Source organism: Allobosea sp. GW823-FHT01F03, from assembly GCF_058798075.1.
The window spans coordinates 5,426,473-5,440,007 of sequence record NZ_CM179505.1; the positions used below are offsets into that span (position 1 = coordinate 5,426,473).

The window sequence follows — 13,535 nt, forward strand, 5'->3', positions numbered from 1 at the left end:
CTTCAGCTCTCATCCTGAGGAGCCATTTCATTAGAAATGGCGTCTCGAAGGATGCTCCAGTGTTCTCTGGAGCCATCCTTCGAGACGCCGCTATCGCGGCTCCTCAGGATGAGGGCTGCGGCTGGAAGGAAGGGACATGCCATGCTGCAGGTTGTTCAAGCCTATGACCGGGCGCCCATCGAGGAGATCGCCGCCGACGATGCGGCGGCGCTCGAGGCGAAGCTCCAGGCTGCAGAAAAAGTGTTTCGGGATCGCGATGGCTGGCTGAAGCCGTATGAGCGGATGGCGATCCTGCGGCGGCTGGCCGGCCTGCTGGAGGGCAAGCGCGAGCATTTCGCCCGCCAGATCGCGCGTGAAGGCGGCAAGCCGCTCACTGACGCCATCGTCGAGACGACCCGCGCCATCGACGGCATCCACAACGCCGTCGAGGAGCTGCGCAACTTCGCCGGCCGCGAAATCCCGATGGGGCTGTCGCCGGCGGCGGCCAATCGCTGGGCCTTCACCACCAAGGAGCCGATCGGCATCGTCGCGGCGATCTCGGCCTTCAACCACCCGCTCAACCTGATCGTCCACCAGGTCGTCCCGGCGATCGCGACCGGCTGTCCGGTGATCGTCAAGCCGGCGGGAACGACGCCGCTCAGCTGCCGCGACTTCGTCGCTTTGGTGCACGAGGCCGGGCTGCCGGAAGCCTGGTGCCAAAGCTTCATTCCCGAGAGCACGGAGCTGGCGGAAAGGCTCGCCACCGACAGGCGCATCGCCTTCCTCAGCTTCATCGGCTCGGCCAAGGTCGGCTGGTATCTGCATGCGAAGCTGGCGCATGGCGCCCGCTCGGCGCTGGAGCATGGCGGCGCAGCCCCGGCGATCGTCGACCGCAGCGCCGATCTCGACAAGATCATCGAGCCGCTGGTGAAGGGCGGCTACTACCATGCCGGGCAGGTCTGCGTGTCGACGCAGCGCATCTTCGTCCATCGCGAGATCGTCGATGCTTTCAGCGAGCGGCTGGTCGCACGCGTCGAGGCGCTGCGCACCGGCGACCCCGTGCTGAAGGACACCGAGGTCGGCCCATTGATCCAGCCGCGCGAGGCCGACCGCGTCGCCGCCTGGATCGAGGAAGCCGTCAAGGGCGGCGCGAAGCTCGCGACCGGCGGCAAGCGGCTGTCGGAGACGACGCTGGATCCGACCGTACTGCTCGACCCCGCCATCGACGCCAAGGTTTCGCAGCTCGAGATCTTCGGGCCGGTGGTCAGCATCTATCCCTATGCGAAACTGGACGACGCCATCGCCCTGGCGAATGCCCTGCCAGTCGCTTTCCAGGCCAGCATCTTCGCGCAGGACATCGACATCGCCCTGCATGCCGCCGAGCGGCTCGACGCCTCGGCGGTGATGATCAACGACCCCACCACCTTCCGCACCGACTGGATGCCCTTCGCCGGACGGCGCGAATCCGGCTACGGCACCGGCGGCATCCCCTACACCATGCGCGACATGACACAGGAGAAGATGATCCTGCTGAACCGGCGCTGATCCCTCCGGCCATATCGAGGCTCGGGCGGCCCTGGCGAGCCGCCGCCGCCCTCGCGCCCTGCCCAGACAGAGACCCCAGCCATGCCCGATGCCTTTCTCGACTTCTTCAGCGACACCAAGACCAGGCCGACGCCGGCGATGCGCGCGGCGATGATGGCGGCCGAGGTCGGCGACGAACAGAAGGGCGAGGACCCGACGGTGACCCGGCTCTGCGAGCGCGTCGCCGACATGCTCGGGCAGGAGGATGCCGTGCTGCTGCCCTCGGGCACGATGTGCAACCAGATCGCGCTCGCCGTGCATTGCCGGCCGGGCGACGAGGTGATCTGCGACCAGTCCAGCCACATCATCAATTCGGAAGGCGGCGGCCCGGCCGCACTGGCCGGTGTGATGCTCAGGGGACTTCCCGGCAAGCGCGGTATTTTCAGCGCCGCCGATGTCACCGGCGCGATCCAGCCCGAAAGCCGCTACAGGCCGCGCCCGCGGCTGCTCTGCGTCGAGCAGACCTCGAATTTCGGCGGCGGCTCGATCTGGCCGCTCGAAACGGTGCGGCAGGTCACGGCGACAGCGAAGGCCGGCGGCCTCGTCACCCATCTCGACGGCGCGAGACTCTTCAACGCGGTCGTCGCCTCCGGCGTCAGTGCGCGCGACTATGCCGAGACCTTCGATTCCGCCTGGGTCGACCTGACCAAGGGCCTCGGCGGTCCGGTCGGCGCCGTCCTCGCCGGACCGCGCGACTTCATCCGGGAGGCCTGGCGCCTGAAGCAGCGGCTCGGCGGGGCGATGCGGCAAGCCGGCTTCCTCGCCGCCGCCGGGCTCCACGCCCTCGACCATCATTGTCGCACGGCTGGCGGAGGACCACGCCAATGCCAGGGCGCTCGCGGCCGGGCTGGCGCAACTGCCGGGGATCCGGCTCGCCGACGACCGGATCGAGACCAATATCGTCTTCTTCGATGTCGCCGGCGCCGGCTACAGCGCCGTCGATTTCGTGGCGGCAGCCAAGGCGAAAGGGCTCGGCGCGGGCGCTTTCGGGCCGAGCCTGGTCCGGATGATCACCCATCTCGACGTCAGCGCCGACGATGTGCGGCGCGCGCTCGAGATCATCGCCTCGCTGCGGAAATGAGGCAGGCGCCGCCCGGGTTTCAGTGCGGCGCCGTCTCGGGCGCAGGCGCCTGGGCGGGACGCGGCTTGGCCAGCCGGCCCTCCTCGGCCTTGAAGAAGAATTGCGAGGCGACGAGCCAGCCCTTCAGCGGCCGCAGCGGCGGGATGCAGGTCAACAGGACGATCGGCAGCGTCGTAACCAGATGGACCCAGCCGGGGGGCTCATAGGCGAGCTCGAGCCAGAGCGCGAAGGACAGCGCCGGGATGCAGACGAACATCATGACGAAGAAGGCCGGCCCGTCGGCCGGGTCGGCGAAGCTGTAGTCCAGCCCGCAGGCCTCGCAGCGCGGCTTCAGCGTCAGGAAGCCGTCGAACAGCTTGCCCTCGCCGCAGCGCGGGCAGCGCCCACGCATGCCGGTCTTGTATGGTGATAATTTGGGCCAAACGCGGGGTGTCATCTTCGCCTCCGGGGCGTTCCGGTCGTCCTGATCGGTCATAAGTGCTTCATAGCAGTCATTGCGATCATTGTATGCACTCAATCCTGTCATCAACCGGGATTGCGACCCTATGCCTCAGCGCTCACAACACGCTCGTGCTCAGCTCCGGCGGTTTCTCCAGAGCATGCGCCATGAATTCCAGGGCGCTGCGGATGGCGCCGCGACTTTGCGGCCCGCCCAGACAAATCCGCACCGCCTCCGGCGGATGACCGTCGGCGGCGAAGACGTCGCTGGCGGCGATGCCGATCCCGGTCGCCTGCATATGGCCGGCGAAGGCCGAGCGGGTCCAGGGCGCGGGCAGTTCGAGCCAGAGATTGAAACTCAGCGGATCGGCCCGATAGCTGCCCGGAGCCAGAATCTGCGCGGCGAGCCGCTGGCGGGCGCTGGCTTCGGTCCGGACGAAGCGCAGGATCGCATCGGCGGTACCGTCCTCGATCCAGCGCGTCGCGATCGCCGCCGTCAGCGGCGAGGCCATGACGCTGGCAGCGCGCAGGGCCGCTGCGAAGGGCCAGCCGGAGCGCGCATCGGGCGCCACGACATAGGCGATGCGCAAGCCCGCGCCGATGCATTTCGACAGGCCCGCGACATGCCAGCTCAGTTCCGGCGCCAGCGCGGCGAAAGGCGGCGGCGGCGCGGCCGGAACGAAGCCATAGGCATCGTCCTCGATGATCGCGACGCCATGCTGGCGGGCGATCGCGACAAGTTCGACACGGCGTGCCTGCGGCACCGTCAGCGTCGTCGGATTGTGCAGGACAGGGTTGAGACAGAGCGCCTTCGGCCGGAATTTCTCGCAGGCTTCGGCGAAGGCGGCGGGCACGATGCCGTCGCCGTCCATGGCGAGGCCGAGCAAGCGGATTCCGAGCTGGGCCGCGATCGCCCGGATTCCGGGATAGGTCAGCGCTTCCGTGAGCACGACATCGCCCGGCCGCGCCACCACATTGAGGATGCCGAGCAAGGCCGAATGGGCGCCCGGCACGACGAACAGACGCTCGAATCCAGGGGTGAGCCCGCGCCGGGCGAGCCAGAGGGCGGCGGCCGCCTTGTCGGAGCGCGAACCGCCAAAGCCCTGATAGCGCAGCAGCGAGACCAGATCGCCCCCGACCTCGACCAGTGCTGCGCGCATCCGGGCGATCAGAGCCGGATCCTCGGGCTCCGGCGGCAGGTTCATCGAGAGATCGACCAGCTCCGGCGCCGCCCGGCGCGCCTGGGCAGGCGCCTTGACGAAGGTGCCCTGGCCGACGCGCGAGGCCACCAGACCGCGGCGCTGGGCTTCGACATAGCCACGCGCCACGGTGGTGAAATCCATCGCAAGACGCGCCGCCAGCTGGCGCTGGGGTGGCAGGCGATCGCCGGCGGCAAGCCGGCCATTGCCGATATCCTCGGCGATCGCCTCGGCGATGGCGAGATAGCGCGGCTTGTCGCTGCGCGTCAGATCCGGCGTCCAGTCGATCATCGGCTTCGCATCGGGTTCGGATGACAGGTAAGGCAATACGGATGATTGACTGTATATTGTTGCACGCCGCCCCTGTCACCTCGACGCAAGGTCGCAACTGCCGGGTCCGGCCAGCTGAGCGCCCATAGGATTTACAGACGGCCCCCAAACGGCTATAAACATCATCTGAAATGAATCTTAAAAGAGTTCCCTTCTTGGCCCCGCCCCTGCCGCAGCAAGTCTCCGAGGCTCTGATCGAACGGGTCGTGCACGATTTCTACGGCCTCGTCAGGCAGGACGCACTGCTCGGTCCGATCTTCGAGGAGCGCATCGGTGATGGCTGGGACGCACATCTCGCAACCCTGGTCGATTTCTGGTCCTCGCTGACGCTGATGAGCGGGCGCTATGCCGGCAAGCCGCACACTGCACATTTCGGCCTCGGATTGCGGACGGAGCATTTCGAGCGCTGGCTCGCGCTGTTCGAAAGGGTCGTCAACACGCATTGCGCCGGCCCTGCCGCCGCGCTCTTCATCGGGCGGGCGCGCCGCGTCGCCGACAGCCTGCAGATCGGGCTCAACATCGGAGACAAGGCGCTGCACCTGCCAGCCCGGGCCGGCGCGCCCGCGACGGCCTAGAAAGCGAGGCCGGCGAGCCTGACCGCGCGCTGTTGGACCCCAGCGGCCAGCGGGCGGAGTGTCGCAAGGCGGTTGCGAAAGATGCCACAGCGCTACATCTTCCGCCGAGAACCGAGTGCCGCCCGCGACAACGCCGGAAGCCGCAATGCGCCTGACAAACTTTTCCGACTATTCCCTGCGCGTCCTGATGTATGCGGCGACCCGGGACGGGACGCTGGTGACGATCGAGGAAACGGCCGCCGTCTATGGGATTTCCCGCGCGCATCTGATGAAGGTCGCGAATCTTCTGGTGCATGCCGGCTTCCTCAAATCGATCCGCGGGCGCACCGGCGGCCTGACGCTGGCGAGGCCACCCGGCGAGATCGGCATAGGGGCAGTGCTGCGCGTGACCGAGCCGGACTTCGCCCTGGTCGAATGTTTCGGCGCGGATAATCGCTGTCTCGTGACGCCACGCTGCCGGCTGCGTGGCGTGCTCGGCGAGGCACTCGCCGCCTTCGTCACGACGCTGGATCGCTATACGCTGGCCGACCTCGTGCTGAAGCCTGAGGATTTCGGCCTCGCGGCACCGGCGCAGCCTATAGCGGCCAAGCCGGCGCGGCGGCGGGCTGCCCAGGCCGCGTCCTGACGAAGCTGGATCGCCTCCTCAAGCAAAGGACAGCCGTGCCGACCAACCGAGGGACGTGGTAGCCACGATGGATAAGATCTATTATAAATGAATCTTATTCGCCGCTGGCGGCGTCAGGACCATTCGCAGGCAGAGGATACCCGGCATGGCAGCGCTGGTGCTGGACCCGTCGATCTTCGTCGATGACGAGATCCTGCACGAGATCGTTCAGTCGCTGAGCGAGCGCCTGCGCCGTCATGCCGGGCTTCGCAACGGGCTCGACATGGTCATCGGCAATCGCTGGGAAGAGTTCGAGCGGGATTTCGCTCACTTCCTGGGCGCGCTGCTCGAACAGACCGGCGATCATGGCGGCGGCATCGTCGCGCTGCATCAGAGCTTCCCGGCTCTGCAGCCGCAGCATGTCCGGGACGCCTGCGAGGTCTTCATGGAAGCGGCCTTGGAGGTCCTGCCCTTTCACGCGGCCGCGAGCCTGTCGGAACTTTCCGAGCATGTCGGCGCGCTCGTCCTGCGCGCCCTCGAACCTGCGACCACCGCCGCCGCGGCGATGCCGCTTACCCTGCGCCTCAACGAGGCCGAGGAGGTGCTTCGGGCCGGCGCGGGCCTGAGATAGAATCCGCCTCCGGCGCAGGGCCATCCGCAGCGCTGCCCTCGCCGGAGATCGTTTCCGCCGGTGGAAGTGCCTCGTCCTCAAGCAGGATCCGTGCCGCCGCACCGTCCAGATCCTCGTATTGACCGCTGCGCAGCGACCACATGAAGGCACCGAGCCCGACGACACCGAGCCCGATGGCGATCGGGATCAGGTAGAAGAAATCCATCATCGCAAGGCCATGGCGGGGGCTCCTGCCGGCTTCCGCGCCAGCGGCGCTTTGGCGAGCCCGCTGGCGGCGTGCCGTCCCAAGCGCAGTGCGTTTCCGATCACCAGCAGCGAGGACAGCGACATCGTCACCGCCGCGACCAGCGGCGTGACATAGCCGAGCACCGCGATCGGAATCGCGATCGCATTATAGGCGACCGCGAGGAAGAGGTTCTGCCGCACCAGCCTGCCCGCCTCGCGCGCCACGGCGAGCGCCTGCGGCACGGCGAGCAGGCTCTCGCGCAGGAAGACGAAATCGGCGGCGTTGCGGCCAATATCGGCCGCCGTCGCCGGCGCCATCGAAGCATGGGCGCGGGCCAGCGCCGGCGCATCGTTGAGCCCGTCGCCGACCATCAGCACCTTGTGCCCGCTGGCTGCGGCGGCCTCGATATGGGCCAGCTTGCCGCCGGGCGAGACCCTTGCACCATGCGGCAGACCGAGGGCGGCAGCGAGCCGACGCACCGGCTCCTCGCGATCGCCGGAGAGGATCTCGACCGCAAGCCCGGCGGTCGAGAGCGCCGCTATCGCCTCGCGCGCATCGGCCCTGAGCCGGTCGTCGAAGTCGAAGCTCGCCAGTGCCTTTCCATCCCGGCTGAGCACGACGCGGGCTTCGCTCGCCACAGCCTCCGGCGCGGCGGTGGAGCCGAGCGCCCATTCCGGCCGCCCGAGGCGATAGAGCGAGCCGCCGGCCTGCGCCTCGAGCCCAGCCCCCGGCTGCTCGGCAACCTCGGAGAAGACGATGCCATCGGCAGGGCGCCCGAGCCCGGCCGCTGCAGCGATCAGGGCGCGCGAATAGGGATGACGAGAATGGGCAGCGAGCGCTGCCGCCAATGTCAGGGTGTTAGAGTCATGGGCCTGTGCATCGAGCAGGCGCGGATTGCCCTCGGTCAGCGTGCCCGTCTTGTCGAAGACGACGTGGTCGATCTCGGCGAGGCGCTCCATAGCCGCGCCATCGCGGACCATGATGCCCTTCTCGAACAGCCGTCGCGCCGCCATGATCTGGACCATCGGCACGGCCAGGCCGAGCGCGCAGGGGCAGGTGACGATCAGCACGGCGATGGCGACAGTGATTGCGCGATGGGCGTCTCCGGTCGCCGCCATCCAGCCGAGGAAGGTCAGGAAGGCCGTGAGATGGATCACCGGCGCATAGAGCCGCGCCGCCCGATCGGCGATGCGCCGATAAAGCGAGCGCCCCTCCTCGGCCGCCTCCATCATCCGCATCATCTCGGCCAGGAAGGAATCGCGCGCCGCCGCGATCGCAGTGATCGTCAGTGGGCGCGTCAGATTGAGCGTGCCGGCCTGCAGCGCCTGTCCAACTCTTGCAGGCTGCGGCAGGCTCTCGCCCGAAACCAGCGAGCAGTCGAGTTCGGAAGCACCTTCGAGCACCCGGGCATCGACCGGCACCCGCTCGCCGGCGGCGAGCAGGATGGTCATGCCGGGCTCGATCTCGGCGACCGGCAGATAGGTCCCGCTGCCGTCCGCGCCGATGACGAGGGAGCCGCGGGCCGCGAGCCGGGCGAGCCCCTTGACCGCAGTGCGGGCCCGCTCGCGCATGACATGGTCCAGCGTGCGGCCGATCAGCAGGAAGAAGAGCAGCGAGATCGCGGCATCGAAATAGGCGTGCGGGCCACCATGCACCGTCTCATAGAGGCTGAGCGCGAAGGCGAGCGAGACGCCGATCGAGATCGGCACGTCCATATTGGTGCGGCCCTTGCGCAGGGCGCCCCAGGCGGAGCGGAAGAAGACGCGGCCGGAATAGGCCAGCGTCGGCAGGGCGATCAGCGCCGAGATCCAGTGGAACAGGTCGCGCGTCGCCGGCTCGGCGCCGGACCAGACGGAGACCGAGAGCAGCATGATGTTGCTGGCGGCGAAGCCGGCGACCGCGAGCGATCGGATCAGCTCGGAGAGCGCCGCATCCGTGCCGGACTCGGCGAAATCAGCGAGATGCGCGTCATAGCCCACAGCGGCCAGCGTCTCGGCGAGGGCCGGCGGCACCTCGCCGCGCCAGCGGATCGCGACCCGCTTGGTCGAGAGGTTGACCCTGGCCCGCTCGATGCCCGGCAGCGCCGAAAGCGCCTTTTCGATCGTGGCGATGCAGCCGCCGCAATGGATGCCGGGGACGGAAAGATCGGTCTGGCGCGCCCCGCCGCCGACCTCGCGGCTGGCCAGCATGATCTCGTCGGCGGTCAGCCGGTGATCGACCGTCGGGCTGTCGGCGCCGGGCGCACAGCAACTCATCATCGACTCCGAAACGGCAGGCCGGCCGCCGAAAGGCGGCGCGCCTCATCCCGTCAGCTCGCGTCAGCCTCGGCGGCGATGGCGCGATAGGCGTACCAGGTGCCATGCCCCAGAAGCGGGAACACGACGATCAGGCCGAGCAGGCCCGTTGCCAGGCTGAGCAGGAACAGGCCGAGTACCAGCGCGCCCCAGGCCAGCATCACCGGCAGATTGTTCCAGACCAGCGCGGTGCTCTTGCCCATGGCCGTCAGCGCGTCGACCCGTTTGTCGAGCTGCATCGGGATCGCAAAGACGCTGATCGCGAAGGAAAAGGCGGCGAACAGGCCACCGACAGCGCCTCCGACCAGCAGCATGGCGAGCCCGATCGGTGTCGTGAACAGCATCGCGGCGATATGGTCGAGCCCGGGGAACGGACGCAGGCCGAAGAACAGCGCGTAGATCAGCACCGCCGCTCGCATCCAGAGCAGCATCAGCAGGCAGAGCAGGACACCGGTGAACAGCACCTGCCCGCCCGAGGCCGGCTTGACGAAGAGCATGCGGCCGAGGCCGATGCGCTCGCCCTTCGCATGGCGGCGGCTCTTCTCATAGAGCCCAATGGCGAAGAGCGGGCCGACGACCATGAACCCGGCCAGGGCCGGGAACAGGATGTAATCCCAGCCGAAGGAAAAGAAGCAGGCGACGACGGCGAGCGAGACCAGGAAGACCAGGAGCCCGTAGCTCAAGCTCGGCACGGGGTTGTCGACGATGTCCTGCCAGCCGGCCCGCAGCCAATCCAGGGCGGCAGAGGCCGGCAGGCCGCGGCTCCATTTGTTCTCGCGCGGGAGCGGAGGGACGACGGCCGGGATGATCATGGTTCGCCTCGCTGCGGGCTGATGCCGACTTCGCTCGAAAATGCTCCAGGCGTCATTGCGCTCACCTCGACTGACAGGCCGAGCGGGCGGCGCTGTAGGCGCCCGGCCGGCCCTCGCCTTCGCCCTGCCGGAGATGGGGCACGCAATCGGGCTGGGATGAGATCGCGACATGGACGAGATGCCAGTTGGCGCCGGCGAGCAGCAGCAGGCCACCGCCAATCGCCAGGCCGATGGCGAGCCTGCCGCGCCGGCCCCGCTGGCTGGTCGCGATCTCGCTCATGGCCTCGGTTTCCTGAGGTCGGCGAGGTAGAGCGCCAGGATCTTGCGATCGACCGGCGACAGCCGGTTCTCCCAGGCCGGCATCTGGCCCTGCCGGCCATGCCAGACCGAGTTGAAGATCGACTGCGTGTCGCCGCCATAGATCCAGGCCTTGTCGGTCAGGTCCGGTGCGCCGAGCTCGGCATTGCCCTTGCCCTCATCGCCATGGCAGGCCGCGCAATTGGCAGCGTAAATCGCCTTTCCGGCCTCGACCCTGGCCTTGTCGATGCTGCCAGGCGCCGCCGATAGCGACTGGACGAAGGCGGTGACGCTCTCGACATCGGCGCGCGGGATCATGCCGTCGCGGCCGAAGGCGAGCATCTGGGCGCTGCGGCTCTCGCCATGGCCGGAATTGATCCCGACCCGGATCGTCTCCATCAGCGCCTCGGGCGTGCCACCCCAGAGGGTCGAGGCGGCCGTAAGATCGGGGAAGCCCTTGCTGCCCTTGGCGTCGATGCCGTGGCAGACGGCGCAATTGTCGCCGAACAGGGTGCGCCCGCTCTGGCGCACGATCGTCATCAGGGCCGGATCGGCCTGGATCGCGGCGAAGTCGGCGCTCTCGATCTTCTTGCTCCAGGCGCGCGCCTGCTCGGCCTGCTCCAGCGAGCGCGCGATGCTCTTGCGATCATCGGCGCCGAGCAGGCCCTTGGTGAAGCTTGCGCCGGTCGGCCAGGTCGGCATCAAGAGCCAATAGCCGAGCGAAAAGACGAAGGTCGCAATCAGGAAGAAGTACACGGCCCGGGGGACCGGCGTGTTCAACTCCTTGATGCCGCTCCATTCATGACCGGTGGTCATGAAGCCGCTGTGAGGATCGCGTTCCTCTACCGCCATGGCCGGTCCTCGTCGCGCAGGATGGAATCGGCAGCCTTGTCGAAATGCTGCTTGTTCGACGGCCAATAGGTGTAGACTAGGACGGCGATCGAGAGACCGATCAGGTAGAACAACCCGTAGGATTTCGAGAACCAGACGGTCGTTTCATGGGCGAGGCTCATGGCTTGCCTCCTGAGGGCTTGGCTTCCGCCGACTTGGCCGCTGCCGGTTCGGCTTCCATCGCGACGGCCGGCTTGTGGGCTGCGTCGGTCAGGCGACCGAGGATCTGGAGATAGGCGACCATCGCGTCCATCTCGGTGAGCTCATTGGGCTTGCCATCGAAGGCACGCACCGTGGTCGCCTCGCCATAGCGCTTGGTCACGCCCTCGGCGAAAGGCGAGTCCGGCGCGGCCTGGCCATAGGCGTCGGCCGGGGCGTTGGCGATCATCTCGTCGGTATAGGGCACGCCGACGGCGCGCAGCGAACGCAGATGCTTGCCGAGATCATCGGTCCGCAGCGGCGTGCGCAGGAACCATGAATAGGCCGGCATGATCGAGACGGGGACCACATCGCGCGGATTGTTGAGATGCGCGACATGCCAGGCGTCCGAATACTTGCCGCCATTGCGAGCGAGGTCCGGTCCGGTGCGCTTCGAGCCCCAGAGCATCGGATGGTCGTATTTGGACTCGACGGCGAGCGAATAGGGCCCGTAGCGCTCGACCTCGTCGCGCAGGGTCCGGATCATCTGCGAATGGCAGGCATAGCAGCCCTCGCGGATGTAGATGTTGCGGCCGGCCACCTCCAGCGGCGTGTAGACGCGCATGTCGGGCGCGTCCTCGACCGTCTGGTTGATGGTGAAGAGCGGCGCGATCTCGACGAGGCCGCCAATGCTGGCGACGCCGATCACCGCCAGCACGAAGCCGAGCGTCTTGCGTTCGAGACGATAGTGCAGACCAAACATCGCCTCACTCCCCGGGCTGAAGGGCCGGGGCCGGAACCGGCACCGAACTGTCCGCGGCCGGATCATGCAGATGGGCCGCCCGGATCGTCATCCAGATATTATAGCAGCCGACGAGCGCGCCGATCAGGAAGAGCAGGCCGCCGATCGCGCGGGCGATGTAGTAGGGCCGCATCGCCACGAGCGAGTCGAGGAAGGAATAGGCCAGCGTGCCGCTTTCATTATAGGTCCGCCACATCAACCCCTGGATGATGCCGGAATTCCACATCGAGAAGACGTAGATGACGGTGCCGGCGAGGGCGAGCCAGAAATGCACCTCGACCAGCCCGGCCGAATACATCGCCTTGCGCTTCCAGAGCCAGGGCACGGTGGCGTAGATCGCGCCGAAGGTGATCATCGCGACCCAGCCGAGCGCGCCGGCATGGACATGGCCGACCGTCCAGTCGGTGTAGTGCGAGAGCGCGTTGACCTGGCGGATCGCCATGAACGAGCCTTCGAAGGTCGAGAGGCCGTAGAACACGGCGGCGACCATCATGAAACGCAAGGTCGCGTCGTCGCGCACCCGGTCCCAGGCGCCGTTCAGGGTCAGCAGCGCGTTACCCGCCGAAGCCCAGGACGGGACGAGCAACATCACCGAGAAGGTCACGCCCAGACTCTGCACCCATTGCGGCAGCGCTGTGTAGTGCAGATGGTGCGAACCCGCCCACATGTAGAAGAAGGTGATGCCCCAGAAACTGATGATCGACATCCGGTAGGAGTAGATCGGCCGGTCGGCGCGCTTCGGCAGATAGTAATACATCATGCCGAGGAAGCCGGCCGTCAGGAAGAAGGCGACGGCGTTGTGGCCGTACCACCATTGCGTCATCGCATCCTGGACGCCGGAGAAGGCGGAATAGCTCTTCGCCTGGCCGAGCGAGATCGGCATGGCGAGGTTGTTGACGATATGGAGGATCGCCACGACCAGGATGAACGCCATGTAATACCAGTTGGAGACGTAGATATGCGGCTCCTTGCGGCGGGCGAGCGTCCTGACATAGAGGATGAAATAGGTGACCCAGACGATCACCAGCCAGATATCGGCATACCATTCCGGCTCGGCATATTCCTTCGACTGGGTGATGCCCATCATGTAGCCACTGACGGCGATCAGGCAGAAGAGATTATAGCCCAGCAGCACGAACCAGGGGCTGAGCTGGTCAGGCAGCCGCGCCCGCGAAGTCCGTTGCACCACGTAGAATGAGGTCGCGATCAGCGCATTGCCGCCGAATCCGAAGATCACGCCGGTGGTGTGGATCGGCCGGATGCGGCCGAAGCTCGCCCAGCCGGCATCGAAGGTCAGCTCCGGATAGACCAGGAGCCAGGCGACCCAGTCGCCGACAAACAGGCCGATCACGGCCCAGATCATCGCCATGATGATCCCGAACTTGGTCGGCTCGTCATAATAATGCTGCAGCCGCTCGGGCCCCGGTTCAGGCGCTAGATAGCCGGCTATGACCAGGAAGGCGCCCCCGGCCCCGGCGATCAGGAACATCAGGCCGTGCACACCGATCGGGTCGCCCTGACCGGCAATGGTGAGAAGGAGGCCGCCCAGCGCCAGCGCGACCAGTATGGTGAGCGCCAGCCGTCTTTCCGGAATCGTCAACTGGGAGATCATCGGCGATCGTCCTTCGGCTCGCTACACGCATGTCGATGCAAT

14 protein-coding genes and 1 pseudogene are annotated in these 13,535 nt (G+C 67.2%); 5 read left to right on the forward strand and 10 right to left on the reverse strand.

Translation table 11 applies throughout. The features are described 5' to 3' along the window. Window positions 1–141 precede the first annotated feature (141 nt). Both AC3RCC_RS25925 and AC3RCC_RS25930 read left to right on the forward strand, forming a co-directional pair. A complete protein-coding gene (locus AC3RCC_RS25925; RefSeq protein WP_492257055.1) occupies window positions 142–1,524 on the forward strand; it encodes an aldehyde dehydrogenase family protein in 1,383 nt (460 codons plus the stop codon). A gap of 81 nt (window positions 1,525–1,605) precedes the next feature. Continuing rightward, window positions 1,606–2,644: pseudogene (locus AC3RCC_RS25930) on the forward strand (threonine aldolase family protein). A gap of 19 nt (window positions 2,645–2,663) precedes the next feature. Here the strand turns inward: AC3RCC_RS25930 and AC3RCC_RS25935 are convergent. Further along, window positions 2,664–3,080, reverse strand: coding sequence for a DUF983 domain-containing protein (locus AC3RCC_RS25935; RefSeq protein WP_291635189.1), 417 nt, complete (start codon window positions 3,078–3,080; stop codon window positions 2,664–2,666). 121 nt (window positions 3,081–3,201) lie between these two features. Next, the gene (locus tag AC3RCC_RS25940; protein WP_492257056.1) at window positions 3,202–4,572 is read right to left on the reverse strand and encodes an aminotransferase-like domain-containing protein; all 1,371 of its coding nucleotides are present in this window, start codon (window positions 4,570–4,572) and stop codon (window positions 3,202–3,204) included. Window positions 4,573–4,766: 194 nt separating this feature from the next. Here AC3RCC_RS25940 and AC3RCC_RS25945 point away from each other — a divergent pair, with 194 nt between their 5' ends. The 3 genes from AC3RCC_RS25945 to AC3RCC_RS25955 all read left to right on the forward strand — a co-directional run bounded on the left by AC3RCC_RS25945 (window position 4,767) and on the right by AC3RCC_RS25955 (window position 6,421). Further along, window positions 4,767–5,186: a group III truncated hemoglobin gene (locus AC3RCC_RS25945; protein WP_452118770.1), complete on the forward strand. Its 420-nt coding sequence runs from the start codon at window positions 4,767–4,769 to the stop codon at window positions 5,184–5,186. A 145-nt stretch (window positions 5,187–5,331) separates the two neighbouring features. Beyond that, window positions 5,332–5,811 carry an RrF2 family transcriptional regulator gene (locus AC3RCC_RS25950; RefSeq protein ID WP_452118771.1) on the forward strand — a complete coding sequence of 160 codons (480 nt, stop codon included), beginning with the start codon at window positions 5,332–5,334 and terminating at the stop codon, window positions 5,809–5,811. Window positions 5,812–5,956: 145 nt separating this feature from the next. Then, the gene (locus tag AC3RCC_RS25955) at window positions 5,957–6,421 is read left to right on the forward strand and encodes a hypothetical protein (RefSeq protein ID WP_492257057.1); all 465 of its coding nucleotides are present in this window, start codon (window positions 5,957–5,959) and stop codon (window positions 6,419–6,421) included. On the opposite strand, the gene ccoS is transcribed toward AC3RCC_RS25955, so the two are convergent. The 8 genes from ccoS to ccoN all read right to left on the reverse strand — a co-directional run bounded on the left by ccoS (window position 6,375) and on the right by ccoN (window position 13,493). After that, complete coding sequence (gene ccoS / locus AC3RCC_RS25960) at window positions 6,375–6,629, reverse strand: cbb3-type cytochrome oxidase assembly protein CcoS (protein ID WP_492257058.1); 255 nt, start codon at window positions 6,627–6,629, stop codon at window positions 6,375–6,377. The genes AC3RCC_RS25955 and ccoS overlap by 47 nt on opposite strands. Further along, window positions 6,626–8,902, reverse strand: a complete 2,277-nt coding sequence (locus AC3RCC_RS25965; protein ID WP_492257059.1) for a heavy metal translocating P-type ATPase — start codon at window positions 8,900–8,902, stop codon at window positions 6,626–6,628. The genes ccoS and AC3RCC_RS25965 overlap by 4 nt, the downstream gene beginning before the upstream one ends. 53 nt (window positions 8,903–8,955) lie before the next feature. Further along, the gene (locus AC3RCC_RS25970) at window positions 8,956–9,753 is read right to left on the reverse strand and encodes a DUF2189 domain-containing protein (protein ID WP_492257060.1); all 798 of its coding nucleotides are present in this window, start codon (window positions 9,751–9,753) and stop codon (window positions 8,956–8,958) included. A 61-nt stretch (window positions 9,754–9,814) separates the two neighbouring features. Then, the gene (locus AC3RCC_RS25975; RefSeq protein ID WP_492257061.1) at window positions 9,815–10,033 is read right to left on the reverse strand and encodes a hypothetical protein; all 219 of its coding nucleotides are present in this window, start codon (window positions 10,031–10,033) and stop codon (window positions 9,815–9,817) included. Further along, the gene (gene ccoP / locus AC3RCC_RS25980) at window positions 10,030–10,902 is read right to left on the reverse strand and encodes a cytochrome-c oxidase, cbb3-type subunit III (protein WP_492257062.1); all 873 of its coding nucleotides are present in this window, start codon (window positions 10,900–10,902) and stop codon (window positions 10,030–10,032) included. Before ccoP ends, AC3RCC_RS25975 begins: the two co-directional genes overlap by 4 nt. Then, window positions 10,893–11,063 (reverse strand): cbb3-type cytochrome c oxidase subunit 3, encoded by a 171-nt coding sequence (locus AC3RCC_RS25985; protein ID WP_291635172.1) that lies wholly within the window; start codon window positions 11,061–11,063, stop codon window positions 10,893–10,895. The genes ccoP and AC3RCC_RS25985 overlap by 10 nt, the downstream gene beginning before the upstream one ends. Continuing rightward, window positions 11,060–11,842, reverse strand: a complete 783-nt coding sequence (ccoO, locus tag AC3RCC_RS25990) for a cytochrome-c oxidase, cbb3-type subunit II (protein ID WP_492257063.1) — start codon at window positions 11,840–11,842, stop codon at window positions 11,060–11,062. Before ccoO ends, AC3RCC_RS25985 begins: the two co-directional genes overlap by 4 nt. 4 nt (window positions 11,843–11,846) lie before the next feature. Further along, window positions 11,847–13,493, reverse strand: coding sequence for a cytochrome-c oxidase, cbb3-type subunit I (ccoN, locus tag AC3RCC_RS25995; protein ID WP_291647664.1), 1,647 nt, complete (start codon window positions 13,491–13,493; stop codon window positions 11,847–11,849). Window positions 13,494–13,535 lie beyond the last annotated feature (42 nt).

What these genes read in the sequence shown, in the direction of transcription:
- AC3RCC_RS25925 (WP_492257055.1), top strand. Translation starts at nt 142, where the DNA reads ATGCTGCAGGTTGTTCAAGCCTATGACCGGGCGCCCATCGAGGAGATC.
- AC3RCC_RS25935 (WP_291635189.1), bottom strand. Translation starts at nt 3,080, where the DNA reads ATGACACCCCGCGTTTGGCCCAAATTATCACCATACAAGACCGGCATG.
- AC3RCC_RS25940 (WP_492257056.1), bottom strand. Translation starts at nt 4,572, where the DNA reads ATGATCGACTGGACGCCGGATCTGACGCGCAGCGACAAGCCGCGCTAT.
- AC3RCC_RS25950 (WP_452118771.1), top strand. Translation starts at nt 5,332, where the DNA reads ATGCGCCTGACAAACTTTTCCGACTATTCCCTGCGCGTCCTGATGTAT.
- AC3RCC_RS25955 (WP_492257057.1), top strand. Translation starts at nt 5,957, where the DNA reads ATGGCAGCGCTGGTGCTGGACCCGTCGATCTTCGTCGATGACGAGATC.
- ccoS (WP_492257058.1), bottom strand. Translation starts at nt 6,629, where the DNA reads ATGATGGATTTCTTCTACCTGATCCCGATCGCCATCGGGCTCGGTGTC.
- AC3RCC_RS25965 (WP_492257059.1), bottom strand. Translation starts at nt 8,902, where the DNA reads ATGAGTTGCTGTGCGCCCGGCGCCGACAGCCCGACGGTCGATCACCGG.
- AC3RCC_RS25970 (WP_492257060.1), bottom strand. Translation starts at nt 9,753, where the DNA reads ATGATCATCCCGGCCGTCGTCCCTCCGCTCCCGCGCGAGAACAAATGG.
- AC3RCC_RS25975 (WP_492257061.1), bottom strand. Translation starts at nt 10,033, where the DNA reads ATGAGCGAGATCGCGACCAGCCAGCGGGGCCGGCGCGGCAGGCTCGCC.
- ccoP (WP_492257062.1), bottom strand. Translation starts at nt 10,902, where the DNA reads ATGGCGGTAGAGGAACGCGATCCTCACAGCGGCTTCATGACCACCGGT.
- AC3RCC_RS25985 (WP_291635172.1), bottom strand. Translation starts at nt 11,063, where the DNA reads ATGAGCCTCGCCCATGAAACGACCGTCTGGTTCTCGAAATCCTACGGG.
- ccoO (WP_492257063.1), bottom strand. Translation starts at nt 11,842, where the DNA reads ATGTTTGGTCTGCACTATCGTCTCGAACGCAAGACGCTCGGCTTCGTG.
- ccoN (WP_291647664.1), bottom strand. Translation starts at nt 13,493, where the DNA reads ATGATCTCCCAGTTGACGATTCCGGAAAGACGGCTGGCGCTCACCATA.